The 26,463-nt window shown below is 57.2% G+C and carries 17 protein-coding genes, 2 tRNA genes, 3 rRNA genes and 1 pseudogene; 16 read left to right on the top strand and 7 right to left on the bottom strand.

Features of this window, described 5'->3' with window-relative positions:
* Positions 1-35 precede the first annotated feature (35 nt).
* Positions 36-848 carry a phosphatidylserine decarboxylase gene (locus H3L94_RS00920; protein WP_182122296.1) on the bottom strand — a complete coding sequence of 271 codons (813 nt, stop codon included), beginning with the start codon at positions 846-848 and terminating at the stop codon, positions 36-38.
* An 86-nt stretch (positions 849-934) separates the two neighbouring features.
* Positions 935-2,194: a M48 family metallopeptidase gene (locus H3L94_RS00925; RefSeq protein WP_182122297.1), complete on the bottom strand. Its 1,260-nt coding sequence runs from the start codon at positions 2,192-2,194 to the stop codon at positions 935-937.
* A 299-nt stretch (positions 2,195-2,493) separates the two neighbouring features.
* On the opposite strand from H3L94_RS00925, the gene H3L94_RS00930 reads away from it, so the two are divergent.
* The 4 genes from H3L94_RS00930 (at position 2,494) to ileS (ending at position 8,091) form a co-directional block, all read left to right on the top strand.
* A complete protein-coding gene (locus tag H3L94_RS00930; protein ID WP_182122298.1) occupies positions 2,494-3,240 on the top strand; it encodes a pseudouridine synthase in 747 nt (248 codons plus the stop codon).
* Positions 3,241-3,560: 320 nt separating this feature from the next.
* On the top strand, positions 3,561-4,796 hold the full coding sequence (pgaC, locus tag H3L94_RS00935) for a poly-beta-1,6-N-acetyl-D-glucosamine synthase (protein ID WP_182122299.1): 1,236 nt from the start codon (positions 3,561-3,563) through the stop codon (positions 4,794-4,796).
* 1 nt (position 4,797) lies between these two features.
* The gene (locus H3L94_RS00940) at positions 4,798-5,130 is read left to right on the top strand and encodes a hypothetical protein (RefSeq protein WP_009119858.1); all 333 of its coding nucleotides are present in this window, start codon (positions 4,798-4,800) and stop codon (positions 5,128-5,130) included.
* A gap of 177 nt (positions 5,131-5,307) precedes the next feature.
* Positions 5,308-8,091, top strand: coding sequence for an isoleucine--tRNA ligase (gene ileS, locus H3L94_RS00945; protein ID WP_182122300.1), 2,784 nt, complete (start codon positions 5,308-5,310; stop codon positions 8,089-8,091).
* Between the two features lie 30 nt (positions 8,092-8,121).
* Here ileS and H3L94_RS12930 read toward each other — a convergent pair.
* From H3L94_RS12930 to H3L94_RS00955, 3 genes and pseudogenes are all read right to left on the bottom strand, one after another.
* Positions 8,122-8,362, bottom strand: a pseudogene (locus tag H3L94_RS12930) (hypothetical protein).
* 130 nt (positions 8,363-8,492) lie between these two features.
* The gene (locus H3L94_RS00950; RefSeq protein WP_182122301.1) at positions 8,493-9,389 is read right to left on the bottom strand and encodes a DMT family transporter; all 897 of its coding nucleotides are present in this window, start codon (positions 9,387-9,389) and stop codon (positions 8,493-8,495) included.
* Between the two features lie 9 nt (positions 9,390-9,398).
* Positions 9,399-11,168 (bottom strand): M61 family metallopeptidase, encoded by a 1,770-nt coding sequence (locus H3L94_RS00955; protein WP_182122302.1) that lies wholly within the window; start codon positions 11,166-11,168, stop codon positions 9,399-9,401.
* Between the two features lie 340 nt (positions 11,169-11,508).
* Here H3L94_RS00955 and ccoN point away from each other — a divergent pair, with 340 nt between their 5' ends.
* From ccoN to ccoP, 4 genes are read left to right on the top strand one after another with little or no spacing between them, the layout of a single operon-like run.
* On the top strand, positions 11,509-12,948 hold the full coding sequence (ccoN, locus tag H3L94_RS00960; protein WP_009119853.1) for a cytochrome-c oxidase, cbb3-type subunit I: 1,440 nt from the start codon (positions 11,509-11,511) through the stop codon (positions 12,946-12,948).
* Between the two features lie 31 nt (positions 12,949-12,979).
* Positions 12,980-13,597: a cytochrome-c oxidase, cbb3-type subunit II gene (ccoO, locus tag H3L94_RS00965; protein ID WP_009119852.1), complete on the top strand. Its 618-nt coding sequence runs from the start codon at positions 12,980-12,982 to the stop codon at positions 13,595-13,597.
* An 8-nt stretch (positions 13,598-13,605) separates the two neighbouring features.
* A complete protein-coding gene (locus tag H3L94_RS00970; protein ID WP_009119851.1) occupies positions 13,606-13,818 on the top strand; it encodes a hypothetical protein in 213 nt (70 codons plus the stop codon).
* Positions 13,815-15,197, top strand: coding sequence for a cytochrome-c oxidase, cbb3-type subunit III (ccoP, locus tag H3L94_RS00975; protein WP_425325934.1), 1,383 nt, complete (start codon positions 13,815-13,817; stop codon positions 15,195-15,197). Before H3L94_RS00970 ends, ccoP begins: the two co-directional genes overlap by 4 nt.
* A gap of 64 nt (positions 15,198-15,261) precedes the next feature.
* Here ccoP and hemB read toward each other — a convergent pair whose 3' ends face one another.
* A complete protein-coding gene (gene hemB / locus H3L94_RS00980; protein WP_182122304.1) occupies positions 15,262-16,263 on the bottom strand; it encodes a porphobilinogen synthase in 1,002 nt (333 codons plus the stop codon).
* 72 nt (positions 16,264-16,335) lie between these two features.
* Here hemB and H3L94_RS12220 point away from each other — a divergent pair, with 72 nt between their 5' ends.
* From H3L94_RS12220 to H3L94_RS01015, 8 genes are all read left to right on the top strand, one after another.
* Positions 16,336-16,482: a lipoprotein signal peptidase gene (locus H3L94_RS12220; protein ID WP_244958860.1), complete on the top strand. Its 147-nt coding sequence runs from the start codon at positions 16,336-16,338 to the stop codon at positions 16,480-16,482.
* 395 nt (positions 16,483-16,877) lie between these two features.
* Positions 16,878-18,418: ribosomal RNA gene (locus H3L94_RS00985) — 16S ribosomal RNA — on the top strand.
* A gap of 100 nt (positions 18,419-18,518) precedes the next feature.
* A tRNA-Ile gene (locus tag H3L94_RS00990) sits at positions 18,519-18,595 on the top strand.
* A gap of 7 nt (positions 18,596-18,602) precedes the next feature.
* A tRNA-Ala gene (locus H3L94_RS00995) sits at positions 18,603-18,678 on the top strand.
* Positions 18,679-19,011: 333 nt separating this feature from the next.
* A 23S ribosomal RNA gene (locus tag H3L94_RS01000) occupies positions 19,012-21,976 on the top strand.
* A 183-nt stretch (positions 21,977-22,159) separates the two neighbouring features.
* Positions 22,160-22,272: ribosomal RNA gene (gene rrf / locus H3L94_RS01005) — 5S ribosomal RNA — on the top strand.
* The 16S, 23S and 5S rRNA genes sit together here with 2 tRNA genes alongside, the layout of an rRNA operon.
* 197 nt (positions 22,273-22,469) lie before the next feature.
* On the top strand, positions 22,470-23,240 hold the full coding sequence (locus tag H3L94_RS01010; RefSeq protein WP_182122305.1) for a DsbC family protein: 771 nt from the start codon (positions 22,470-22,472) through the stop codon (positions 23,238-23,240).
* Between the two features lie 134 nt (positions 23,241-23,374).
* A complete protein-coding gene (locus H3L94_RS01015; RefSeq protein WP_009120192.1) occupies positions 23,375-23,905 on the top strand; it encodes an inorganic diphosphatase in 531 nt (176 codons plus the stop codon).
* Between the two features lie 94 nt (positions 23,906-23,999).
* Here H3L94_RS01015 and ligA read toward each other — a convergent pair whose 3' ends face one another.
* Positions 24,000-26,378: an NAD-dependent DNA ligase LigA gene (gene ligA / locus H3L94_RS01020; protein WP_182122306.1), complete on the bottom strand. Its 2,379-nt coding sequence runs from the start codon at positions 26,376-26,378 to the stop codon at positions 24,000-24,002.
* Positions 26,379-26,463: the final 85 nt, after the last annotated feature.

Raw genomic sequence — 26,463 nt, forward strand, 5'->3', positions numbered from 1 at the left:
CCTTTTATTTGGGCAGCATGGTGGCGGACAGCCGTTTATTCCTGCTTCATCACGGTTTTGGCAGCGGCTTGGGCGCGTTCGGCGGCGGCCAAAACGATTTGCTGTTCGTCTGTTTGCGCCGCTGTGGCTTCAGCAGGCATGGCTTCGGCGGTGGCAGCCGGGGCGGAGGCGGGTGCAGCGGGTGTTTCAGCCGCAGGGGCGGTTAAGGGCAGGCGGGCGAGAATGGTTTCGCTGGCCTTGACTTTGTCGCCGATGCTCACGGCGGCTTGGGCATCCACGGGCAGATACACATCTACCCGCGAGCCGAAGCGGATGAAGCCGTAGCGTTCGCCGCGCACAATCGGTTCGCCGGCGTTCACATAGCACAGCACGCGGCGCGCCACCAGGCCGGCTACCTGAACAAAGGTGATGTCGCGGCCGCTGCGGGTGGTGGCCAGCACGGCGTTGCGTTCGTTTTCGGTGCTGGCTTTATCCAGCGCGGCGTTGAGGAATTTGCCGCGGAAGTATTCGACGCGGGTGACGGTGCCGTCCACCGGTGCGCGTTGGGAATGCACGTTGAACACGTTCATGAACACGCTGATTTTGAGGGCTTCGGTTTGGCGGAAGGGGTCGGTGGCGCGTTCCACCACCACGATGCGGCCGTCGGCCGGACAGAGCACGGCATCGGGGTCTTGCGGAATATCGCGGGCGGGGTCGCGGAAAAACTGCACGGCAAATAGGGTGAACAGCCAGAAGGGCAGCGACCACCAGCCGCAGCAGAAGCTGAGCAGGAGGCTGACAATCAGGCCGCCGATGATAAACGGCCAGCCTTCCAAGGCAATCACGGGATGGGGGTAAAAACGGTTCACGGCTCGCTCCTCGGCGCTATGCGGAAAGGAAGGGATTATACACAGGCTGCGGCACCGGTGTTGCCCCCGGCGCTTGCTTGTGGGTTTCAGGTAGCCTGTTCGGGCAGCTGTTTGAGCGCGGCCAGGCGTTCGCGGGCGCCGGGATGGCTGTCGTAGAAGCGCGAATACCAGGGGTCGCTCACCAGGCTGGCGGCATTGCTGCGGTAGAGTTTGACCAGGACGGCGGCCAAATCGCCGGCCGAAGCGTGTTCGGCGGCGAAGCGGTCGGCCTCGAATTCGTTTTTGCGCGAGCTGAAGCCGGCCAGCGGGGCAAACGGGAAGGTAAACACGGGCAAAACCAGCAGCATCAGCAGCAGGGCCATGGCGTGGCTGGGGTAGGCCACGCCCAAGCCTTGGTAAAACGCGCTGTGGTGGATGACTTGGCCGAGTACAAACAGCACGGCCAAGGCCAGCAGGAAGGTGATGGTCATTTGTTTGGCGATGTGGCGGTGTTTGAAGTGGCCGAGCTCGTGCGCCAGCACCGCTTCCACTTCTTGCGGCAGCAGATTGCCCAAAAGGGTGTCGAAAAAGACGATGCGTTTGTGGCGGCCCAAGCCGGTGAAATAGGCGTTGGCATGGCCGCTGCGTTTGCTGCCGTCCATCACGAATACGCCGTCGCTGCAAAAGCCGGTGCGCGAAAGCAGGTTTTCGATGCGTTGGCGCAGGGCGGCATCGGGCAGCGGCTCGAAGCGGTTGAACAGTGGGGCGATCCATTTGGGAAATGCCCACAGCATCAGCAGCGAAAAGCCCAGCCACAGCAGCCATACCCACAGCCACCAGCCCTTGCCCATGGCGCCCATCAAATAAATCACGGCATACAGCAGGGGAATGCCGATCAGGCCGCCGAGCAGCATGCCTTTGAGTTGGTCGGCGGCAAAGGTGGCGGGCGTGGCGCGGTTGAAGCCGAAGGCGGCTTCGAGGAGGAAGGTGCGGTAGAGTGAGAAGGGCAGCGAGAGCAGGGCGTTGAGCAAAACGAAGGCGGCCACCAGATACACGCCTTGGGTGAGCGGGTGCTCGCTCCAGCCGGCCGTCCAGCGGGCCAGCAGGTTGAGGCCGCCGCCGAGGGTGAACAGCAGGAGCAGCAGGGTGTCGTACACAATCTGCCAGCGTGCCAGCCGCTGTTTGGCCAGTGCGTAATCGGCGGCGGTTTGGTGTTCCTCCAGCGTGACGGCGGTGGCGAAGTCGGCCGGCACGCGGTGGCGGTGGCGCAGCACTGCACGGCTCTGGCGCCATGAAAGATAGAGCTGCAGCAGGGTGGTGGCGGCCACAAACAGAAGAAAAGTGAAATAAACGGCTTGGCTGCTCATTGGGTGGAACAGGAAGGAGAAAAACGGAGCCTATTGTAAGGAGGGTGGGCTAAAATACCAAGCCTGAGACCTTTGCAAAACCCCCAGATGTGGATGCAGTTCAAGGCGTAGCAGCGCAGCGAGTGTGAACGTCAGGAATCCCTGTGGGACAGACATATCATATAGATAGGCAAGCGAACGAGCAGTACCCATAGGGCATAAACGCACAACGCAGAAATGCGCCGCAGATGGGGGGTTTGCAAAGGTCTCAGCCTGTTTGTTTGGAGGGGCTGTTTGGTTTTCAGGTAGCCCGTATGTGTATGATTCCGATTCTGTACCAAGACGAGGCCTGTTTGGCCGTGTGCAAGCCGGCCGGCATGCTGATTCACCGCAGTGCGATCGACCGCCGCGAAACTGTGTTTCTGATGCAGACCCTGCGCGACCAAATCGGCGGCCATGTTTACCCCGTCCACCGTCTCGACCGACCCACTTCCGGCGTGGTGCTGTTTGCCCGTGATCCCGAAGCCGCCCGCTTGCTGACACGACAATTTGAAAACCGTGAAGTGGATAAGGAATATTGGGCGGTGGTGCGCGGCTGGCCGCCGGAGTGCGGCCGCATCGACCACCCCCTGAAAACCCTGGCGGATCCGCTGGCCGACCCCTTGGCCGATCCCGATAAAGCCGCGCAGCAGGCGATAAGCGACTATCGCACGCTGGCGCGCGCCGAACTGCCGTTTGCCAGCCATCCGCGTCATCCCACCTCGCGCTACGCCTGGCTGGCGGTGTCACCGCTCACCGGCCGCCAGCATCAGATCCGCCGCCATCTCAAGCACATTTTCCACCCGATTGTGGGCGACACCACTCATGGCGATTTGCGCCAAAACCATGCCGTCGCCGCTTTTTGCGGCAACCGCCGCCTGCTGCTGCACGCGCGTGCGCTCAGTTTTTGCAGCCCGCAGAAGCCGGATTGCCGCATCACGGTGCAGGCAGAGCCGGATACGGCTTGGCGGCAGGTGATGCGGGCATTCGGCTGGCCGGAAGTGCTGCATGCCGAACAGGCTACCTGAAACACGGTGGCGCTTTCAGGTAGCCTGTGGGTGGGGACAAGGGTATCTGTGTGGCGCTTTTGCCATCTGCCACGGTAAAACCGGGCGGCCGCAGGGCAGCCGCCTTCATCTGCGGCGGGCGGCTGTGTTAAAATCCGCTCTCCCTTTTTTCCGCTCCGTCAGCATGATACCGGCGGAAAACAGGATGCTGCTTTTTCATCCCATAAAAACAATACCGGCGGCCTGAAACCCTAACAGCCGCTTCAAGCTTTGCCGGACACAATGGTGCTTTATGACCACACACACTGCTTACCTGTTTGCACTCCCGCAGGGAGGCGGCCATGCCTGAATGGATTAGCTGGCTGGCGCTGTTTGTTTTCCTCTATCCCGGTGCGATGGCCGTTTATTGGACGGTGTTCGGCACCTTCTACTATTTCTTCTGGGAGCGCGGCAAGCCCGAGCCGAAATTCCGCGCCAAAGACGCGCCCAAAGTCAGCGTCTTGGTGCCCTGCTACAACGAAGCGGCCAATCTGCGCAAATCCGTCCCGTTTTTGGTCACGCTGAACTACCCCAATTACGAGCTGGTGTTGATTAACGACGGCAGCCGCGACAACACGCGCCGTGTGATCAACGAGCTGGCGGCGCAGCATCCCCACAAAATCCGCGCCATCCACCAGCCCAACGGCGGCAAGGCCAGTGCGCTCAACAATGCCCTGCAGAAAATCGACAGCGAATATGTGGTCTGTATCGACGGCGACGCCGTGCTCGACCGCAAAGCGGTGGACTACATGATGCAGACTCTGCTGTCCGACCCGATGATCGGCGGCGTGACTGGCAACCCCCGTGTGCGCAACCGCAGCACCATTCTCGGCCAAATGCAGGTGGCCGAATTCAGCTCCATCATCGGCCTGATCAAGCGTGCGCAATGTATTTTGGGTACGGTGTTTACCGTTTCCGGCGTGATTTGCGGTTTCCGCCGCTCGGTGTTGCTGCAGGTGGGCGGTTGGAGCACCAATATGATCACCGAAGACATCGACATCAGCTGGAAGGTGCAGCTGGCGGGCTACAACATCGCTTACGAGCCGCGCGCCTTGTGCTGGGTGCTGATGCCGGAATCTTTCCGCGGCCTGTTCAAGCAGCGCTTGCGCTGGGCGCAGGGCGGGGCGGAAGTGATCATGAAATACGCGCGTTATGTGTGGCGCTGGGACTACCGCCGCCTGTGGCCGCTGTATGCGGAATACATGGTCACGGCTTTTTGGGCCTACTCGCTGATTGCCATCTTGGTGGCTAAAATCGTGTTCTACGACACGCCGATGATTACCTGGAACAACAGTGACGACTTTCTGCCCGCGCAAAGTGCGCTGCTGTTTCTGTTTTTCCTGGTGCAATTCATGTTGAGCGTGTGGATAGACAGCCGCTACGAAAAAGGCGTGGGCCGCTATTTTGTCAACAGTGTGTGGTATCCCTATGTGTTTTGGGCCATGAGCGTGGCCACCTTGGTGATGGGCATTCCCAAAGCCCTGCTGCGCGACCGCAAACGGCAGGCCACTTGGGTCAGCCCGGACAGGGGGGTGTGAGATGTTCCGCCGTAGCAAAATCAACCCGATGATCATCCAGCAGAAAATCGACCACCTGCCGCGCCGCCGGCGGGTGAAATACCTGCTGTTTACCCTGCTCACCTGGGGCATGTGGCTGCATGCCGCCTGGGTGTTTCTCGGCGAGAGCAATCCGCTGATGGAAAACTACCGCTTCGATTTCTGGTTTTGGGAAGATTTTCTGATGATTTCCGCCTATGTGCTGCTCGGCCAAATCTGCCTGCTCGGCATGTGGCTGCTGCTGGGCTGGAAAAAACCCGATCCCGAGCGTGAAAACGCCGCCATGCCGCCGCCTCCGCCCGAGTTGCCCGAATGAGGCACGCCAGGCCGCCTTTCAGGTAGCCTTTTTGGCCTAAGCCTTATAAAATAAACATCCTTTAACAAATGGTAACGCGAGTGTGCGTTGCCCCGAGGCTACCTGAAACCGGGTTTCAGGTAGCCTGAGAATTTCAGCGGCTCGATGATAACCGCTGCTCAAACAAGAGAACCCGATATGACCGACTACAGCAAAACCGTCAATCTTTACGAATCACCCTTTCCCATGCGCGGCAACCTGGCCAAGCGCGAGCCGGCTTGGGTGAAAGACTGGCAGGATCAAAAACGCTATCAGAAACTGCGCCAAAAAGCCCAAGGCCGCCCGAAATTCATCCTGCACGACGGCCCTCCCTATGCCAACGGCGACATCCACATCGGTCATGCCGTCAACAAAATCCTCAAAGACATCATCGTGCGCAGCAAAACGCTGGCCGGCTTCGACGCCCCCTATGTGCCCGGTTGGGACTGCCACGGCCTGCCGATTGAAGTGATGGTGGAAAAGCTGTACGGCAAAGACATGCCCGACGGCAAATTCCGCGAGCTGTGCCGCGAATACGCCGCCGAGCAGATTGCCCGCCAGAAAAAAGACTTCATCCGCTTGGGCGTGCTGGGCGATTGGGACAACCCCTACCTCACCATGAACTATCAAACCGAGGCCGACACCGTGCGCACCCTCGGCGAAATCTACCAAGCCGGCTACCTTTACCGCGGCGCCAAGCCCGTCCAATTCTGTTTGGACTGCGGCTCCTCGCTGGCCGAAGCCGAAGTGGAATATAAGGACAAAATTTCCCACGCCATCGACGTGGCCTATCCCTTCCGCGACCCCGCAGCATTGGCGGCGGCTTTCGGCTTGAATGCCCTCGACGGCGAAGCCTATGCCGTGATCTGGACCACCACGCCGTGGACGCTGCCGGCCAGCCAGGCGATTGCCGCCGGTGCCGACATCGTGTACCAGCTCATCGACACGCCCAAAGGCAAACTGGTGCTGGCCAAAGACCTGGCCGAAGCCGCGCTGGCCCGCTACGGCTGTTCAGGTAGCCCCGTGCTGGCCGAAACCACCGGCAGCAAACTGGAAAACCTGCATCTGGCCCACCCCTTTCTCGAGCGCGACATCCTGATGCTCAACGGCGACCATGTGACCACCGACGCCGGTACCGGCCTCGTGCACAGCGCGCCCGCCCACGGTTTGGAAGACTATTTCGTCTGCCAGCAATACGGCATCGAGCTCTACAACCCGGTAAACGGCGAAGGCCGTTACATCAGCGAAGTGCCGCGCGTGGCCGGCCTGACCGTGTGGGCCGCCAATCCGGTGATCATCGACTGGTTGAAAGAAGCAAACCGCCTGTTGGCCGAAGACAAAATCGAACACAGCTACGCCCACTGCTGGCGGCACAAAACCCCGCTGATCTACCGCGCCACCGGCCAATGGTTTGTCGGCATGGACAAAGCCGGCCACAACGGCGCCACCCTGCGCAACACCGCCCTCAAAGCGGTGGACGACACCGAATTCTTCCCCGCCTGGGGCCGCGCCCGCCTGCAGGCCATGATCGAAGGCCGCCCCGACTGGGTGGTGAGCCGCCAGCGTTACTGGGGCACGCCGATGACCTTCTTCGCCCACAAAGAAACCGGCGAGTTGCACCCCGATTCCGCCGAGCTGCTGGAAAAAGTGGCGCAACGCATCGAGCAAAAAGGCATTAACGCTTGGTTTGAATTGGATAAAGCCGAGCTGCTCAGCCCGGAAGACTGCGAACAGTACGACAAACTGAGCGACACCATGGACGTGTGGTTCGATTCCGGCAGCACCCATTTTTCCGTGTTGAAACAACGCGAAGAACTGGCCTGGCCGGCCGACCTTTACTTGGAAGGCAGCGACCAGCACCGCGGTTGGTTCCAATCCTCCATGCTCACCGGCTGCGCCACCTTGGGTCGCGCCCCGTATAAACAGCTGCTGACCCACGGCTTCGTGGTGGATCAAAACGGCCGCAAAATGTCCAAATCGCTGGGCAATGTGGTAGCCCCGCAAGAGGTGTATAACGAATTCGGCGCCGACATCCTACGCCTGTGGACCGCCGCCACCGATTACAGCGGCGAGCTGGCCATTTCCAAAGAAATTCTCAAGCGTGTCACCGAAAGCTACCGCCGCATCCGCAACACGCTCAGCTTCCTGTTTGCCAACCTGAAAGATTTCAGCCCGATCGACGACGCGGTGCCGCAGGCCGATATGGTGGAAATTGACCGCTACGCCCTGGTGTTGGCGCGCCAGCTGCAGGAGAAAGTGGCCGGCGAATATTATCCGCGTTACGCCTTCCACTTCGCGGTGCAGGAAATCGTCAATTTCTGTTCCGAAGACCTCGGCGCGTTCTATCTGGACATTCTGAAAGACCGCCTCTACACCACCCAAACCTGCGGCCACGCTCGCCGCAGCGCCCAAACCGCGCTTTACCACATTACGCGCAGCCTGGTGTTGTTGATGTCGCCGATTTTGTGTTTCACCGCCGAAGAAGCGTGGGACATTATCGGCGGCGGCGAGGAGGACAGCGTGCTGTTCCACACTTGGCACAACTTCCCCACCATGCAGGCGGCCAGCGAAGCCGAACTGCTGAAAAAATGGGGTGCCGTGCGCCAGGCGCGCGCCGCCGTGACCGCCGCCATCGAGCCTTTGCGCGCCGACAAATCGGTGGGTTCGTCCCTGCAGGCCGAAGTGGCGCTGACCGCTCCGGCCGAAGCCTACGGCTACCTGAAAGCCTTGGGCGACGAATTGCGCTTCGCCCTGCTGGTGTCGAAAGTCGGCCTGCAAGAAGGTGAAGAATGGGCTGCGGCGGTGCAGCCCAGCCAAGCGCCCAAGTGCGAACGCTGCTGGCACTACACCGAAGCAGTCGGCGCCCGTGCCGACCACCCCACCATCTGCGGCCGCTGCGCCGACAACATCGAAGGGCAGGGCGAACAGCGGGATTATGTGTAATCCCTTGCCGTTTCCACTGTGGCCAACAGGCTACCTGAAAGGTTTCAGGTAGCCTGTTTTTATGGGCGCTTGGCCGGATTTTGGGGGCTGACAAAGTACTGGTCGAGACCTTTGCAAAACCTCCAGATGTGGATGCAGTTCAAGGCGTAGCAGCGCAGCGAACGCAGACATATCACACGATAGGCAAGTGAGTGAGCAGTACCCATAGGGCATAAACGCACAACGCAGAAATGCGCCGCAGATGGGGGTTTTGCAAAGGTCTCGGCCGCATATTGTTGGATAGGCGTATTCGGCTTGTTGCGAGTTGTGCGCGGCGGTGGGCAACTGAACTGTAGGGCGGGCATCCTGGACTGCCGCCGCCCTCCGCAGGCTACCTGAAAGCAGATTGACTGCAAGGCACTTCAAGGTTTGCCATCGGCGTTGCGGCTGCTGAGCAGAATGCCGCCGAAAATGGCGGCGATGCCGAACCAGTGGTATGCGTGCAGTTGCTCGTCGAGTAGCAGGAAGGCCAAGAGGGTGCCGAACACCGGCATCAGGTGGATGCTCAGCCCGGCACGCACCGCGCCGAAACGGGCAATGGCGGCGGTGTAGCACAGATAGGCGACCACGGAAGGGAAAATGCCCACATAGGCCAAGCCGAGCAGGGCGGCGGGTTGCCAGTTGACCGTTGCGCCGGAGACGGTTTCCCACAGGAAGAAAGGCAGCAGGGCGAAGAGGCCGATGAGGATTTGCACCGCGGTGAGGCCGGTGCGGTGGATGTCGGCCGGCAAGCGTTTCATCCATAGGGTGTACACCGCCCAGCACGCGGTGGCGGCAAACACCCACACGTCGCCGACGGCAAAGCGCAGGGCGAGCAGGTTGTGCCAGCTGCCGCGCAGGATGATGACGGCCACGCCCGCCAAAGACAATATCAGGCCAAGGCTTTGCCAGCGGTTGAGGTTTTGGCGGTAAAACACGGCGCCCAGCAGCATGATCAGCACGGGAATGCAGGAATTGAGCAGCAGGGCGTTGGTGCTGGTGGTGGTGTGCAGGCCGATGTAAACAAAGGTGTTGAAGGCGGCGATGCCCGCGAGCGCGGTGCCGATGATCAGGCGGTAATGCTGCCGGTAGCGCAGGCGGTCGCGCCGCATCAGCGCCCAGGCAAACGGCAGCAGGATCAAGAGGGAAATCACCCAGCGGCCGAAGGCCAGTGTGAGCGGCGGAATGTCGTCGCGGATGGCGCGGGCGACAATCATATTGCCCGCCCACAGCAGGGGCGGGGTGATGAAAACGGGCAGTTGGGCGATGAGTTTGTTCATGGCGGCGGATCAGGCTACCTGAACAGCATCGGGCATCTGCAGCCAGCGGGCCAGCGCGTCGGCATCGGCTACCGACAGCCAGGCGGTGTCGGCTTGGGCGGCCTGCACGTCAATCTCGGTTTGCTGCAGCACGCCGTGGCGGAAGTAGTGTGCGCTGATGCGGCTACCCACCGGTTGTTGTGCCCACAGTGCGGCAAAGTCGGCGGCGGCATAGTCGTTGAGGGCGATCAGTCGGTCGCCGGCGGCCAGACCGGCCTGTTCGGCGCTGCCGTGGCTGAAAACATGGCTGAGCGTGATGTCGGCGGTGTTTTGTTTGAAGCGGGCGCCGAAGTCGGGAACGACGGCGGCCGGCGGCGGCGTGTCGCCCGTGCCGCCGCCGTGGCTGCGGGGCAGGGGCAGCCAGCTCAGGCGGATGCCGCCGTGTGCCAAGTTTTCGGCCAGCGGCAGCTCGGCGGTGCTGCGGATGGCGTGGTCGAAAAAGTCTTGCAGGTCCAAGCCGGTGAGGCCTTGGGCGAAGCTTTCCCAGCGGCCTTCGGGCAGGGGGTTGCGGTGGTCGAGCCAGTCTTGGTAGAGCGCCTGCATGATGCTGTCGAGGCTGTGTCGGCCTTGGCTGCGCTGCCGCACGGTGAGGTCGAGACAGAGGGCGGCGAGGGCGCCTTTTTGGTAGTAGCTGACGATGGCGTTGGGGCTGTTTTCGTTGGGTTTGTAGTATTTGTCCCAGGCGGTGAGGCTGGATTGGGCCAGGCTTTGCAGGCGGCGGCCGTGGCCTTGCTGTACGCGGGTGAGGTTTTGCGCCAGCAGTTTCAGGTAGCCTGCCGGGCTGAGCACGCCGCTGCGTACGAGAAATAAATCGTCGTAATAAGAGGTGATGCCTTCAAACGCCCACAGCTGTTCGGTATAGGCTTCGCGGTCGAGTTCGGATTCGGCAAAGGCGGCCGGCTGGATGGATTTGACGTTCCAGGCGTGGAAGTATTCGTGCGAAATCAGGCCGAGCAATTGGGTGTAACCGTCGTCGGGTTCGCCCAAGCCGTGCGCAGGCAAGCAGCGGCGGTCGGCCAGCAGGGCGGTGGCGCTGCCGTGTTCGAGGCCGCCGTATAGCTTGTCGCCCACGTGCAGTAAAAAGGTGTAGTCGGCAAACGGGGCGGGAGCAGGGAAAAAGTCGAGCTGGGTTTCGCAAATGGCGCGGGTGTCTCGAAGCAGGCGGTCGCGGTCGAAGTCGGCATAACGGCCGCTGAGCACGATGCGGTGTGGCAGGCCGCGGGCGGTGAATTCGAGTATTTCCAAACAGCCGGCTTCTACTGGGTGGTCGATGAGTTGGCGGTAGTTAGGCGCGTGGTAGCTGCCGTCGTCCAGGCGGGGCAGGGAAGTGGCGGTTTGCCATTCGGCGGGGAAGTCTAATCTTACCCGATGGGTTTGTTGCTCGCTGCCGTGCAGGCGCAGAAACAGGGCGGCGCCGTCGAAGAAGCCGCGTTCGCGGTCGAGATAGCAGCCGCGCACGGAAAGGTCGAAGGCGTAGATGTGGTAAACCAGTTGCCATTCGCCGTGGCAATTGGCGGCGGCCTGCCAAGTGTGTTTGTCGAGCTGTTGCAGGGGAACGGTTTGTCCGTTGCAGCTGGCAGAGAGATCGGTGAGATGGCGGGCGAATTCGCGGATCATATAGCTGCCGGGCACCCAATTGGGCAGGCTGAGCTTCGGTGCTTGATTGCCTTGGTGGGAGAAGGTGAGCTCGACGCGGAAAAGGTGGCGCAGGGGCAGGGCGGAAATGCGGTAGTGCGGCATGTTTCAGGTAGCCTCGTGTAAAGAGTTGTTTACAATTTTGGGGCGGCTTGATGTTTGTCAAGGCGGCGGGGGAGGGAAAAGGATATTCTTGCCGGGTTCGCCGGCCTGCCGGGCGCGGCACAAAGTAAAAAACAGGGCGTAAACTGCGTTTTTGTGGTTAAGGCCCGTATTTTGCTTTAAAATGGCACGGTTAAAACACCCGCAGTTTGTGTTAAGACTATGTTTAACGGCGGCTGCGGTGTTTCAATTTTTAAGATAAATCGGACGCATGGGTGCGGAAATTTGGCCGATGCAAACCGATATTGATGTTATATAAAGCCATTTTTAATGGAGATTTCTCATGGAAACGCAAACTTATAACTACAAAGTGGTGCGCCAGTTCGCCATCATGACTGTGGTTTGGGGGATTGTGGGCATGCTGGTCGGCGTGATTATCGCCGCGCAGCTTTATTGGCCGCAACTCAACTTGACCGATGTAGGTCCGTGGTTCCACTTCGGCCGCCTGCGTCCTCTGCATACCAATGCGGTGATCTTCGCATTCGGCGGTTGCGGCCTGTTCGCCACTTCTTATTATGTGGTGCAGCGTACTTGTAATGTGCGCCTGTTCAGCGACAAGCTGGCGGCGTTTACGTTCTGGGGCTGGCAGGCCGTGATTGTGCTGGCCGCCATTACCCTGCCGCTGGGCTACACCCAAGGTAAGGAATATGCCGAATTGGCTTGGCCGATCGATATTCTGATTACCTTGGTGTGGGTGGCTTATGCGGTTGTGTTCTTCGGCACCATCGCCAAGCGTAAGGTGAAACACATCTATGTGGCCAACTGGTTCTACGGTGCGTTCATTTTGGCTGTGGCCTTGCTGCACGTGGTCAACAGCTTGGCTGTGCCGACCGGCCTGTTCAGCATGACTTCTTACCCGGTGTATTCCGGCGCCATCGACGCCATGGTGCAGTGGTGGTACGGCCACAATGCGGTGGGCTTCTTCCTGACCGCTGCTTTCTTGGGCATGATGTATTACTTCGTGCCCAAACAAGCGGGCCGTCCGGTTTATTCCTACCGTTTGTCCGTTGTGCACTTCTGGGCTTTGATTTTCACCTATATGTGGGCCGGCCCGCACCACCTGCACTACACCGCCCTGCCTGATTGGACCCAGTCTCTGGGCATGGTGTTGTCGCTGATTCTGTTTGCGCCCTCTTGGGGCGGCATGATCAACGGCATCATGACGCTGTCCGGCGCGTGGCACAAACTGCGCACCGATCCGATTCTGAAGTTCTTGGTGGTGTCCCTGTCCTTCTACGGTATGTCTACTTTCGAAGGCCCGATGATGTCGATCAAAACGGTGAACGCTTTGAGCCACTACACCGACTGGACGGTCGGCCACGTGCACTCCGGCGCTTTGGGCTGGGTGGGCTTCGTCACCATCGGTTCTATCTACTATCTGGTTCCCCGCCTGTTCGGCCGCAAAGAAATGTACAGCACCAAGCTGATTGAAGTGCATTTCTGGATCGGCACCATCGGCATCGTGCTCTACATCGCTTCCATGTGGATTGCCGGTGTGATGCAGGGCCTGATGTGGGGCAACCTGAACCTAGACGGTACGCTGACTTATTCTTTCGTTGAGTCTGTGAAGGAAAGCATGAAGTTCTACCTGATCCGCTTTGTCGGTGGTGCGCTGTATCTGTCCGGCATGGTGCTGATGGCCTATAACGTGTACCGCACGATTACCGCCGGCAAGCCTGTTAATGCCGAAATCCCGGTTTTGACCCAAAACCAGCATCACTAATACCAACAGATAGAAAGCACAGGCTACCAAAATGAAATTACAACAACTTGTTGAAGAAAAAGTCGGTTACCTGATCGTGTTTACCTTCTTGGTAATCAGCGTGGGTCTGCTTGTCGAAGTGGTTCCCCTGTTTTACACCAAATCGGTAACCGAACCTGCTCCGGGCGTGAAGCCTTACACCGCCCTGCAAGTGGCCGGCCGCGATGTGTACATCCGCGAAGGCTGCTACAACTGCCACTCGCAAATGATCCGCCCGTTCCGTGCGGAAACTGAGCGTTACGGCCACTATTCGGTGGGCGGCGAGTCGGTTTACGACCACCCGTTCCAATGGGGCTCCAAGCGTACCGGTCCGGATCTGGCCCGTGTGGGCGGCCGCTATTCTGACGAATGGCACCGTTTGCACCTGCTGAATCCGCGTGATGTGGTGCCGGAGTCCAATATGCCTGCCTTCCCGTGGTTGGCGCGCAATCGCGTAGACGGCGAAACCGTGGCCCAACACATGCGCACCCTGCGCACCGTGGGCGTGCCCTACACAGACGAGCAGATTGCCGCCGCTGCCGGCGAAGTGGAAGGCAAGTCTGAGCTGGATGCCGTCATCGCCTACCTGCAAGGCTTGGGCTTGGCACTGAAAAACAACGAAGTGAAATAAGGCGGGTTATGGCTATCCTGACTTTGGCTGTGAATCAGATCATCTACATCGTGGTCACTTTGATTATTGCGTTGATGTTTGCTTTGGTGTTGTGGATTACCCTCAACCGTAAAGCCAAGCCGCATTATGAAAACGAAGGCCAGCGCATCATTGACGATGAAGATACGCCTGGCGATGATTCCGGCCTTTCAGGTAGCCGCAACCGGCACGGAGCAGAATAATGGAAACATCTCAATTTACCAGCAGTTTCTGGCACTACTATATTTGTGCCATTGTCATCCTCAGCTTCATCGGTCTGTTTTGGCTGCTGTTTTCACAAAACAAAGTGAAAGCGCCGCCGAAAGGCGAAGACGTCAAAACCATGGGCCATGAATGGGACGGCATTGAAGAGTACAACAACCCGCTGCCGCGTTGGTGGTTCTTTCTCTTCATTCTCACCGTTTTGTTCAGTATCGGCTATCTGATTGTGTATCCCGGTATGGGCGACTTCAAAGGCGTGGGCTTCGGCGGCCAGGCTTGGACCAGCCAAAGCCAGTATGAGTCGGAAGTCAAAGCGGCCAACGAAAAATTCGCTCCGGTTTATGCGAAATTTGCCAATATGCCGGTGGAAGAAGTGGCCAAAGACGAAGATGCGCAACGTATCGGCAAACACCTCTTTGATACCTACTGTATCCAATGTCACGGTTCCGATGCCAAGGGCCAGCGCGGCTTCCCCGATCTGACCGACCACGACTGGCTGTGGGGCGGCTCTCCCGAGCAAATCAAGGAGAGTATTGCCAAAGGCCGCGTCGGCATCATGGCTGCCTGGGGCCCGCAACTGGGTGAGGAAGGCGTGAAAAATGCCGCCCACTATGTGTTGTCCCTGTCCAATTCCGGTAATCCCAGCTTGGATCCGGCCCGCGTAAAACGCGGTGAAGCTGTCTTCCACGGCCCGCCTGCCAACTGTTTCGTCTGCCATGGTGACAAAGGTCAGGGCGTATTGGGTGCCGGCCCCAACCTGAGTGATGATGTTTGGCTGTGGGGCAACAGCGAGAAAGCCATCATGGAAACTATCACCAACGGCCGTCACAACCAAATGCCGGCATGGGAAGGCTTCCTGAATGACGACAAAGTACACATCCTGACTGCTTACGTATGGGGCAAATCCAATAACGGCCAAGCCGCCGCTGCGGCAGACACCAAACCTGCTTCTGCGCCTGCTGCTTCCGAAGCTGCCGCTTCTCAAGCTGTTCCCGTAGCAGCCTCGCAAGCCCAGCCCGCTGCGGATGAAGCGCAAGTATCGTTTGATAAAGGTATGGCCGTCTTCTATTTTGCCACCGGTAAGAGCGAAGTGGCCGGCAATGCCGCCCAAGTTGCCGCCGAGTTGGTTGAGGCCGGTAAAGCCGGTAAAAAACTGGTGATCAGCGGCTATACCGACAGCACCGGCAATGCCGCCTTAAATGCCGAGTTGTCCAAGCAGCGCGCTCAAGCCGTACAGGCATTTTTAGAGGCGCAAGGTGTGGATCCGAAAAACATCGAGCTGCGTAAACCGGAAGACACCACTGCCGCTCAAGGCAACAATGCCGAAGGCCGTCGAGTTGAGGTGAGAATCGAAGGATAAGCCTTTTAGGCTGAAATCAAGGCTACCTGAAAATTTTCAGGTAGCCTTTTCCATTGGATGATGCTCAGCGTTTCAATTGCCGCGCCGCTTGCAAAGCGAAATAGGTCAGAATGCCGTCTGCCCCCGCCCGTTTAAAAGCCAGCAGGCTTTCCAAAATAACTTTGCTGCCGTCCAGCCAGCCGTTTTCGATGGCGGCCTGCAACATCGCATATTCGCCGGATACTTGATAGGCATAAGTCGGTACCCCGAATTCATCTTTTACCCGACGAATGATGTCGAGATACGGCATCCCCGGCTTAATCATCACCATATCGGCCCCTTCCTGTAAATCCAAAGCGATTTCATGCAAGGCTTCGTCGCTGTTGGCCGGATCCATCTGGTAGGTCTGCTTATCGGCCTTGCCCAAATTGCCCGAGCTGCCTACCGCATCACGGAAAGGGCCGTAGAAAGCGGAAGCGTATTTGGCGGAATAGGCCATGATGCGGGTGTGCCGATGTCCGGCCTCTTCCAGCGCATCGCGGATGGCGCCGATCCGACCGTCCATCATATCCGAGGGGGCCACCACTTGCGCCCCGGCTTCCGCATGACAAAGTGCCTGTTTGATCAGGACTTCAATGGTTTCATCATTCAAAACATAGCCTTGATTGTCAACCAGGCCGTCCTGCCCGTGGCTGGTATAGGGGTCCAAAGCAATATCCGTCATTACGCCCAATTCGGGAAAACGTTCGCGTAAAGCGCGTACCGTACGCGGAATAATGCCTTCCGGATTAAAAGCCTCGCTGGCCTGCAAGTCTTTGTGAGCAACCGATGCCGGAAAAAGTGCCAACATCGGAATGTCCAGCTTGCAGGCTTCTTCTGCTTGGTGCAGCAGATTGTCCAAAGTTTGCCTTTCGATACCCGGCATAGAGGAGACAGCCTCATTCTGCTTCCCCTGCTCCAAAACAAAAACCGGATAAATCAGATCATTGGTGCTCAATAAGTGCTCACGCATCAAACGGCGGGAAAATTCGTCTTTACGCATCCGGCGCATCCGGGTGGTGGGTACGGTTCGAAAAGGTGTGTTCATGACAAGCTCCACATTAATGAATCAATCTTGGCAATATAACCATGTAAGTTGGATAAGTATAGCTTGAGACCTTTGCAAAACCCCCATCTGCGGCGCATTTCTGCGTTGTGCGCTGCTCGCTCACTTGCCTATCTAGATGATATGTCTGCGTTCGCTGCGCTGCTACGCCTTGAACTGTATCCACATCTGAGGGTTTTGCAAAGGTCTCAGCTTGCTTAGATGAGATAAGTTGAAGTGGCTCAGGCTACCTGAAACTTTTCAGGTAGCCTGTATTCAGGTAGCCTGTATTCAGGTTGGGCGGTCTGATTTGGGTTTATTTTGGGGTTGGGTGCGGGCTGGTTATTTTATTGTCTGATAAAATTTCCTTGTTATTCATGGTGGTGATGGATTGGGTGGGATTTTTTTGTGATTTGTGGTTGACTGTGTTTGGTTGGGGGCGTATAGTTCGCCTTCTTCGCTGCTTCGGCAGCAAAAATTTTGCTCTTTAACAGTACAGATTACCGATAAGTGTGAGTGCATTGAGCCTCACACTGCGACAAAAACAGACAAGATGTAGATTAACTACATTGTGTTGGTTTCTTTGAAGCAGACCAGAAGTTATTAAGTTAGAGATTGAACATAAGAGTTTGATCCTGGCTCAGATTGAACGCTGGCGGCATGCTTTACACATGCAAGTCGGACGGCAGCACAGAGAAGCTTGCTTCTTGGGTGGCGAGTGGCGAACGGGTGAGTAACGCATCGGAACGTACCGAGTAGTGGGGGATAACTGTCCGAAAGGATGGCTAATACCGCATACGCTTTGAGAAGGAAAGCGGGGGATCTTCGGACCTCGCGCTATTCGAGCGGCCGATGTCTGATTAGCTAGTTGGTGGGGTAAAGGCCTACCAAGGCGACGATCAGTAGCGGGTCTGAGAGGATGATCCGCCACACTGGGACTGAGACACGGCCCAGACTCCTACGGGAGGCAGCAGTGGGGAATTTTGGACAATGGGCGCAAGCCTGATCCAGCCATGCCGCGTGTCTGAAGAAGGCCTTCGGGTTGTAAAGGACTTTTGTCAGGGAAGAAAAGCTTTGGGTTAATACCCTGGAGTGATGACGGTACCTGAAGAATAAGCACCGGCTAACTACGTGCCAGCAGCCGCGGTAATACGTAGGGTGCGAGCGTTAATCGGAATTACTGGGCGTAAAGCGAGCGCAGACGGTTTGTTAAGCAGGATGTGAAATCCCCGGGCTCAACCTGGGAACTGCGTTCTGAACTGGCAGGCTAGAGTATGTCAGAGGGGGGTAGAATTCCACGTGTAGCAGTGAAATGCGTAGAGATGTGGAGGAATACCGATGGCGAAGGCAGCCCCCTGGGATAATACTGACGTTCATGCTCGAAAGCGTGGGTAGCAAACAGGATTAGATACCCTGGTAGTCCACGCCCTAAACGATGTCAATTAGCTGTTGGGGTGCATGACACCTTAGTAGCGTAGCTAACGCGTGAAATTGACCGCCTGGGGAGTACGGTCGCAAGATTAAAACTCAAAGGAATTGACGGGGACCCGCACAAGCGGTGGATGATGTGGATTAATTCGATGCAACGCGAAGAACCTTACCTGGTCTTGACATGTACGGAATCCTCCAGAGACGGAGGAGTGCCTTCGGGAGCCGTAACACAGGTGCTGCATGGCTGTCGTCAGCTCGTGTCGTGAGATGTTGGGTTAAGTCCCGCAACGAGCGCAACCCTTGTCATTAGTTGCCATCATTTAGTTGGGCACTCTAATGAGACTGCCGGTGACAAACCGGAGGAAGGTGGGGATGACGTCAAGTCCTCATGGCCCTTATGACCAGGGCTTCACACGTCATACAATGGTCGGTACAGAGGGTAGCCAAGCCGCGAGGTGGAGCCAATCCCAAAAAACCGATCGTAGTCCGGATTGCACTCTGCAACTCGAGTGCATGAAGTCGGAATCGCTAGTAATCGCAGGTCAGCATACTGCGGTGAATACGTTCCCGGGTCTTGTACACACCGCCCGTCACACCATGGGAGTGGGGGATACCAGAAGTAGGTAGGGTAACCGCAAGGAGCCCGCTTACCACGGTATGCTTCATGACTGGGGTGAAGTCGTAACAAGGTAGCCGTAGGGGAACCTGCGGCTGGATCACCTCCTTTCTAGAGAAAAGACGGGGCTTGGTGCATTCACACTTATCGGTAAACTGTGAATTAGAGATGCGAAACTGGTTGGGGGAACCCGACGAAGTTGGAGTAATCTGGGTTTGTAGCTCAGCTGGTTAGAGCACACGCTTGATAAGCGTGGGGTCGCAGGTTCAAGTCCTGCCAGACCCACCAAGAGATTGGGGGCATAGCTCAGTTGGTAGAGCACCTGCTTTGCAAGCAGGGGGTCATCGGTTCGATCCCGTTTGCCTCCACCAAAAGCTGATGGCAAATAAAAACGAGTTTGAAGAGCTGGTTTTTATTTGCGATTAAAAGTTGCATTGATCTTTAACAAATTGGAAAGCCGAAATCAACAAACAAAGACAATGTTGGTTTTACCCGCCCGAAGCGATTCATTTGTCTTCAGGCAGCCTGCAAAGGCAAGGGTGAGACCACAGTAATTTGGGTGATGATTGTATCGTTTGTCTGTGAGTGCAAAAGGCACAGACGAACACACAACAAGCAGTAAGCTTTATCAAAGTAGAGAGCCTAAGTTAAACCGACTTGTCAACGGAAGGTTTAGCGAAGTCAGCAGGTTCTTCAAATGATAGAGTCAAGTGAATAAGTGCATCAGGTGGATGCCTTGGCGATGATAGGCGACGAAGGACGTGTAAGCCTGCGAAAAGCATCGGGGAGCTGGCAATAGAGCTATGATCCGGTGATGTCCGAATGGGGAAACCCACCGTATTCTGTACGGTATCCTTATCTGAATACATAGGATAAGCGAAGCGAACCCGGAGAACTGAACCATCTAAGTACCCGGAGGAAAAGAAATCAACCGAGATTCCGCAAGTAGTGGCGAGCGAACGCGGAGGAGCCTGTATACGATAGCTGTTGGGATAGAAGAAGGACTTGGAAACGTCCGCCATAGTGGGTGATAGCCCCGTATTCGAAATTCCAGCAGTGGTACTAGGTATACGACAAGTAGGGCGGGACACGTGAAATCCTGTCTGAAGATGGGGGGACCATCCTCCAAGGCTAAATACTCATCATCGACCGATAGTGAACCAGTACCGTGAGGGAAAGGCGAAAAGAACCCCGGGAGGGGAGTGAAATAGAACCTGAAACCTGATGCATACAAACAGTGGGAGCCTCTTAATGGGGTGACTGCGTACCTTTTGTATAATGGGTCAACGACTTACATTCAGTAGCGAGCTTAACCGGATAGGGGAGGCGCAGGGAAACCGAGTCTTAATAGGGCGATCAGTTGCTGGGTGTAGACCCGAAACCGAGTGATCTATCCATGGCCAGGATGAAGGTGCCGTAACAGGTACTGGAGGTCCGAACCCACGCATGTTGCAAAATGCGGGGATGAGCTGTGGATAGGGGTGAAAGGCTAAACAAACTCGGAGATAGCTGGTTCTCCCCGAAAACTATTTAGGTAGTGCCTCATGTATCACTTCCGGGGGTAAAGCACTGTTATGGCTAGGGGGTCATTGCGACTTACCAACCCATGGCAAACTAAGAATACCGGAAAGTGCAATCATGGGAGACAGACAGCGGGTGCTAACGTCCGTTGTCAAGAGGGAAACAACCCAGACCGCCAGCTAAGGTCCCAAATGACAGATTAAGTGGTAAACGAAGTGGGAAGGCCCAGACAGCCAGGATGTTGGCTTAGAAGCAGCCATCATTTAAAGAAAGCGTAATAGCTCACTGGTCGAGTCGTCCTGCGCGGAAGATGTAACGGGGCTCAAATCTGTAACCGAAGCTGCGGATGCGCGCTTCATTAAATGAATTCAGATAGCTTGCCGGAGCGAAGCGACGGAAAGCATTTATTAAAGTGGAGTTTATTTAATGAAGCGCGCATGGTAGGGGAGCGTTCTGTAGGCCTGAGAAGGTGCATCGTAAGGTGTGCTGGAGGTATCAGAAGTGCGAATGTTGACATGAGTAGCGATAAAGCGGGTGAAAAGCCCGCTCGCCGAAAGCCCAAGGTTTCCTACGCAACGTTCATCGGCGTAGGGTGAGTCGGCCCCTAAGGCGAGGCAGAAATGCGTAGTCGATGGGAAACGGGTTAATATTCCCGTACTTTGATTCAATGCGATGTGGGGACGGAGAAGGTTAGGTTAGCAAGCTGTTGGAATAGCTTGTTTAAGCCGGTAGGTGGAAGACTTAGGCAAATCCGGGTCTTCATAACACCGAGAAGTGATGACGATTGTCTACGGACAAGAAGTAACTGATACCACGCTTCCAGGAAAAGCCACTAAGCTTCAGTTGAATCAGAACCGTACCGCAAACCGACACAGGTGGGCAGGATGAGAATTCTAAGGCGCTTGAGAGAACTCGGGAGAAGGAACTCGGCAAATTGATACCGTAACTTCGGGAGAAGGTATGCCCTCTGAGGTGAAGCACTTGCTGCGTAAGCTTTGGAGGGTCGCAGAGAATCGGTGGCTGCGACTGTTTATTAAAAACACAGCACTCTGCTAACACGAAAGTGGACGTATAGGGTGTGACGCCTGCCCGGTGCTGGAAGGTTAATTGAAGATGTGCAAGCATCGGATCGAAGCCCCAGTAAACGGCGGCCGTAACTATAACGGTCCTAAGGTAGCGAAATTCCTTGTCGGGTAAGTTCCGACCCGCACGAATGGCGTAACGATGGCCACACTGTCTCCTCCCGAGACTCAGCGAAGTTGAAATGGTTGTGAAGATGCAATCTCCCCGCTGCTAGACGGAAAGACCCCGTGAACCTTTACTGTAGCTTTGCATTGGACTTTGAAGGCACTTGTGTAGGATAGGTGGGAGGCTTAGAAGCAGAGACGCCAGTTTCTGTGGAGCCGTCCTTGAAATACCACCCTGGTGTCTTTGAGGTTCTAACCCAGGTCCGTAATCCGGATCGGGGACCGTGCATGGTAGGCAGTTTGACTGGGGCGGTCTCCTCCCAAAGAGTAACGGAGGAGTTCGAAGGTTACCTAGGTCCGGTCGGAAATCGGACTGATAGTGCAATGGCAAAAGGTAGCTTAACTGCGAGACCGACAAGTCGAGCAGGTGCGAAAGCAGGACATAGTGATCCGGTGGTTCTGTATGGAAGGGCCATCGCTCAACGGATAAAAGGTACTCCGGGGATAACAGGCTGATTCCGCCCAAGAGTTCATATCGACGGCGGAGTTTGGCACCTCGATGTCGGCTCATCACATCCTGGGGCTGTAGTCGGTCCCAAGGGTATGGCTGTTCGCCATTTAAAGTGGTACGTGAGCTGGGTTTAAAACGTCGTGAGACAGTTTGGTCCCTATCTGCAGTGGGCGTTGGAAGTTTGACGGGGGCTGCTCCTAGTACGAGAGGACCGGAGTGGACGAACCTCTGGTGTACCGGTTGTGACGCCAGTCGCATCGCCGGGTAGCTAAGTTCGGAAGAGATAAGCGCTGAAAGCATCTAAGCGCGAAACTCGCCTGAAGATGAGACTTCCCTGAGGGCTTGACCCTCCTGAAGAGTCGTTCTAGACCAGGACGTTGATAGGTCGGGTGTGGAAGCGCAGCAATGCGTGAAGCTAACCGATACTAATTGCTCGTGAGGCTTGACTCTATCATTTGAAGAACTTTGGATTCGGACATCGGATATCGGCAAACCGATATCCAACATCACGAATCAAAGTAATAAAAAGATAAAAGCTTACATAAGACTTGATGACACATCATCGCACCGTTGATTAAACAATAAATAAGTGAAGCAGCGCTTCATAACGGCTTACCAATTTGACAGTTTATGTTTGGCGGCCATAGCGAGTTGGTCCCACGCCTTCCCATCCCGAACAGGACCGTGAAACGACTCAGCGCCGATGATAGTACGGATACCCGTGTGAAAGTAGGTCACCGCCAAACCCCATTACTAAAGCCCCCTGAATATCAGGGGGCTTTTGCTTTTGAAGCAACCATCTTGGATAAATGCAGAACACATATCTGATTTCGGATGTGCCAATGTTTCAGGCATTTGGCATGGATATAGACTTCTTTTCTGTTCGCTTATCCTATTTTTAGGCATAATGCTTACTTTTTGCACACCATCTTGGGGAATGTTGATGAAGTCTGCTTTTCTTCGTGCCGCGGTTTTGGCCGCGCTGCTGCCTTTAGCCGCTTGTAATGCACAGCCGGCGCACAAATCCGCACAACCGGCTGCTGCGCCGGCAGATGCCGTTAAAGCCATTACCGATAAAATCACGCAAACTTATGCCGAGCAGGACATTAAAGTGCTGAACGTAGCCGAGTCGCCGGTAGCGGGAATTTACGAGGTGTATTTGTCCGGCAATCAATTGGTTTACATGAGTGCGGACGGCAACCATATGTTCACCGGCGATTTGATTGACGTTACCGAACGCAGCAATCTTTCTGAACAGCGGCGCAGCGATTTAAACCGCATCGATTATGCGGCCCTGCCTTTGGATAAAGCGATCACTGAGGTGCGCGGCAACGGCAGCTTGAAAGTGGCGGTGTTTACCGATCCGGATTGCCCGTATTGCAAGCGTCTGGAGCGTGAGTTTGAGAAGATGAGCGACATCACGATTTACAACTTTATGATGCCGATTCCCTCCCTGCATCCGGCGGCCAAAGCTAAAGCCGAGCGCATTTGGTGTAACCAGGACCGTACGGCAGCGTGGACAGGCTGGATGCGCAAAGGCGCGGTGCCGGCAGAAGTGCCGGCTTGCGGCAATCCGATTGCCGACACCATGGAATTGGGGACGCAGTTGGGCTTTAACGGTACGCCGACTTTGGTCTTTCCCAACGGCAAAATCATGGCCGGTTATCTGCCCAACCCCGAGTTGAAGCAAGCGATTGCCGACAACCAGAAATAAAATCACACTATCTATACGGCTTTCAGGTAGCCTGCTGAGGCTACCTGAAAAGCTTTTAGGGTGGCGGCGGCCAATAACCCGCAGGGTTTTACAGTATAATGGCCGCCCTGTATTTCCAACATTAAGGAACAACCATGGCAGACTTCAACAAAATTCTCGACGCCGGCGACGTAGACGGCGGCATCATCAATGTGGTGATTGAAATCCCGCAGGGCTCCAACCACAAAATCGAATGGGACCGTAAAAACGCGGTAATGAAACTCGACCGGGTGGAACCCCTGGCTTTTGCCAAGCCCACCAATTACGGTTTTATCCCGCAAACTTTGGACGAAGACGGCGATGAGCTGGATGCTTTGATCATTACCGACACCCCGCTGCCCATCGGCATCTATATGGAAGCCAAAGTCATCGGTGTGATGAAGTTTGTGGACGACGGCGAAGTAGACGACAAAGTGGTGGTGGTACCGGCCGACGACCGCCATACCGGCAATGCGATTAACAGCTTGTCTGATTTGCCCCAGCAGCTGATCAAACAAATCGAATTCCACTTCAACCACTACAAAGACCTGAAAAAGCCCGGCACCACCCAAGTGACCAAGTGGGGCGACATTGAAGAGGCCAAGGAAGTGATCCGCGAGTCGCAAGCCCGCTGGAAAGCTCTGTAATCTTGACGCTCAAAGCAGCAAAAGGCTACCTGAAACGTTTCAGGTAGCCTTTCTCGTATATTGGGGCAGGCAATCCGCAACGGCGCTTGGCGGTTTATCCGCTGTGGTGCTCTCCGTTTAGCAGCGCCAGCAGGCCGGCTTCGTCCAGAATGCCCACACCCAAAGCTTGGGCTTTGTCCAGCTTGCTGCCGGCGGCTTCGCCGGCCACCACATAATCGGTTTTTTTCGACACGCTGCCGGACACTTTGCCGCCGGCCGCTTCAATCAAGGCGGCGGCTTCATCGCGCTTGAGGCTGGGCAGGGTGCCGGTGAGCACCACAGTCTTGCCGGCCAGCGGCGCAGACGGGCTGTCGGAAACGCCGGCCGCGGCAGCGTGGTCTGCGGCCTCGGGCAATGAGGCCAGAAAGCGGGCGATGTCGCGCAGCAGGGCGGCGTGTTCGGTTTGCGTGCGCCATTGCTGCCAGGCCGCCGGCAGCGCTTCGTCTTGTAACAGGCCATTCATGCTGCCGCCGGCCAGCGCCCATAATTCGGCGGCGCGTTTTTCGCTCAGTTTGATACCGGGCAGGCGGGCAAGCCATTGCTCCGGGGCGAAATACTGCACCAGCTGCGGGCTGGGCGGGCCTTCCTGCGGCTGCACGCCGGCGGCCAGCAAATCGTCCAACAGCGCGCTTTGTGCGGGCTGGCGGAAATAATCGGCAATCGAGGCCGCCACCACGCCGCCGATGTCGGGCAGGCACGCCAGCAAGGGCTGCGGCGCCTGCCGCAGCAGCGCCAGCTTGCCAAAGGCGGCGGCCAGCTGCTTGGCGGTACTTTCGCCCACATGGCGGATGCCCAAGGCAAACAGCAGCCGCGCCAACGGCGGGGTGCGGCTGGCGGCGATGCCGTCGAGAATATTCTGTGCCCATTTTTGCGGCTTGGGCTTGCTGCTGTCGTCTTGGCCGCCGTCTTTGATTTGTTGCAGGGTGGCGATGTCGAGGCGGTAGAGGTCGGCAAAGCCGTGCACCAAATCCTGCGCCACCAGCGCTTCAATCTGTTTTTGCCCCAAGCCTTCGATGTCCATCGCCTTGCGCGCGGCGAAATGAATCAAGCCTTGCGCCCGTTGCGCCGCGCACAGCATGCCGCCGCTGCAACGCGCCACTGCTTCGTTTTCTTCGCGTACCACCGCGCTGCCGCACACCGGGCAGCTTTCAGGTAGCCTGAAGGGCGGAGATTGTGGTGAGAGGCTACCTGAAAACAAGTCTGCGCCCGGTATTTCCACCATCGGCCGCCGCTCAGGCAGGATGCGCACCACTTCGGGAATCACGTCGCCGGCGCGGCGTACCACCACGGTGTCGCCCACGCGCACGTCTTTGCGGCTGACTTCGTCCTGATTGTGCAGGGTGGCGTTGGTCACGGTGACGCCGCCGACAAACACCGGCTGCAAACGTGCCACCGGCGTGACCGCACCGGTGCGGCCCACCTGCACATCGATGGCTTCCACCACCGTCAGCGCTTCTTCGGCGGGGAATTTGTGCGCCACCGCCCAACGCGGCGCGCGCGACACGAAACCCAGCTGCTGTTGCTGAGCCAGGCTATTCACCTTTACCACCACGCCGTCGATTTCATAGGGCAGGCCGGGGCGCTCGGCGGCCAAGCGCTCGTAAAAGGCCAGCACTGCTTCGATGCCTTTGCACACGGCAAAGCGGCCTTCAGGCAGGCTGAAACCCAGCCCGCCCAAATAGGCCAGCTCGTCGATGTGGGTCTCGGCTACTTTGCCGCCTTGTTGGCGGGCGATGCCGTAGGCGAAAAAATGCAGTTTGCGTTGGGCGGTGATTTTGGAATCGAGTTGGCGCAGGCTGCCGGCGGCGGCATTGCGCGGGTTGGCAAACGGTTTCTGCCCCGCCGCTTCCTGGCGTCGGTTGAGGGCGGCGAAATCGGCTTTCAGCATTAGCACTTCGCCGCGCACTTCGATCAACTTTGGCAGAAGATGGCCGCCTTGCAGTTGCAGCGGCACATTGCGCACGGTTTTCAGATTGTCGGTCACGTCTTCGCCGCTGGCGCCGTCGCCGCGGGTGGCCGCCTGCACCAACACGCCGTGCCGATACAGCAGGCTCACCGCCAGGCCGTCGAATTTGGGCTCGCTGCAATACACCACCTGCGCCAGCCCCAAGTCTTTGCCCACCCGTTCATTGAACGCGCGCATTTCGGCATGATCAAACGCCCCGCTGTCGTCCTGCGGTGAAAAGGCGTTGTTGAGCGACAGCATCGGCACCGCGTGCACCACGGTGTCGAAACCGGCCAGCACGGCGCCGCCCACCCGACGGGTGGGGCTTTCAGGTAGCCTCAGCTCGGGGTGCGCGGCTTCCAGAGCCTCCAGCTCGCGGTAGAGGCGGTCGTATTCGGCGTCGGGCACGCTGGGCGCGTCGAGGGTGTAATACTCGTGGGCGTAGCGGTTGAGGGTGTCGGTAAGGGTGCGGATGCGTTGGGCGGTCATGTGGGCGTTTTCGGTAGAACAAAGGTAGGCATCATAACATGCCGCGCCCGGGCAGGCGTTTGGCAGCGGGCGGATGTTCATGCGA

The organism is Neisseria shayeganii (assembly GCF_014054965.1).
Lineage (GTDB): Bacteria > Pseudomonadota > Gammaproteobacteria > Burkholderiales > Neisseriaceae > Eikenella > Eikenella shayeganii.

Coding starts and splice junctions, on each gene's coding strand:
- H3L94_RS01015 (WP_009120192.1), top strand. CDS start 23,375: ATGGCAGACTTCAACAAAATTCTCGACGCCGGCGACGTAGACGGCGGC.
- ligA (WP_182122306.1), bottom strand. CDS start 26,378: ATGACCGCCCAACGCATCCGCACCCTTACCGACACCCTCAACCGCTAC.
- H3L94_RS00955 (WP_182122302.1), bottom strand. CDS start 11,168: ATGCCGCACTACCGCATTTCCGCCCTGCCCCTGCGCCACCTTTTCCGC.
- H3L94_RS00925 (WP_182122297.1), bottom strand. CDS start 2,194: ATGAGCAGCCAAGCCGTTTATTTCACTTTTCTTCTGTTTGTGGCCGCC.
- H3L94_RS00950 (WP_182122301.1), bottom strand. CDS start 9,389: ATGAACAAACTCATCGCCCAACTGCCCGTTTTCATCACCCCGCCCCTG.
- H3L94_RS00930 (WP_182122298.1), top strand. CDS start 2,494: ATGATTCCGATTCTGTACCAAGACGAGGCCTGTTTGGCCGTGTGCAAG.
- hemB (WP_182122304.1), bottom strand. CDS start 16,263: ATGAACACACCTTTTCGAACCGTACCCACCACCCGGATGCGCCGGATG.
- ileS (WP_182122300.1), top strand. CDS start 5,308: ATGACCGACTACAGCAAAACCGTCAATCTTTACGAATCACCCTTTCCC.
- pgaC (WP_182122299.1), top strand. CDS start 3,561: ATGCCTGAATGGATTAGCTGGCTGGCGCTGTTTGTTTTCCTCTATCCC.
- H3L94_RS00970 (WP_009119851.1), top strand. CDS start 13,606: ATGGCTATCCTGACTTTGGCTGTGAATCAGATCATCTACATCGTGGTC.
- H3L94_RS01010 (WP_182122305.1), top strand. CDS start 22,470: ATGAAGTCTGCTTTTCTTCGTGCCGCGGTTTTGGCCGCGCTGCTGCCT.
- ccoO (WP_009119852.1), top strand. CDS start 12,980: ATGAAATTACAACAACTTGTTGAAGAAAAAGTCGGTTACCTGATCGTG.
- ccoN (WP_009119853.1), top strand. CDS start 11,509: ATGGAAACGCAAACTTATAACTACAAAGTGGTGCGCCAGTTCGCCATC.
- H3L94_RS00940 (WP_009119858.1), top strand. CDS start 4,798: ATGTTCCGCCGTAGCAAAATCAACCCGATGATCATCCAGCAGAAAATC.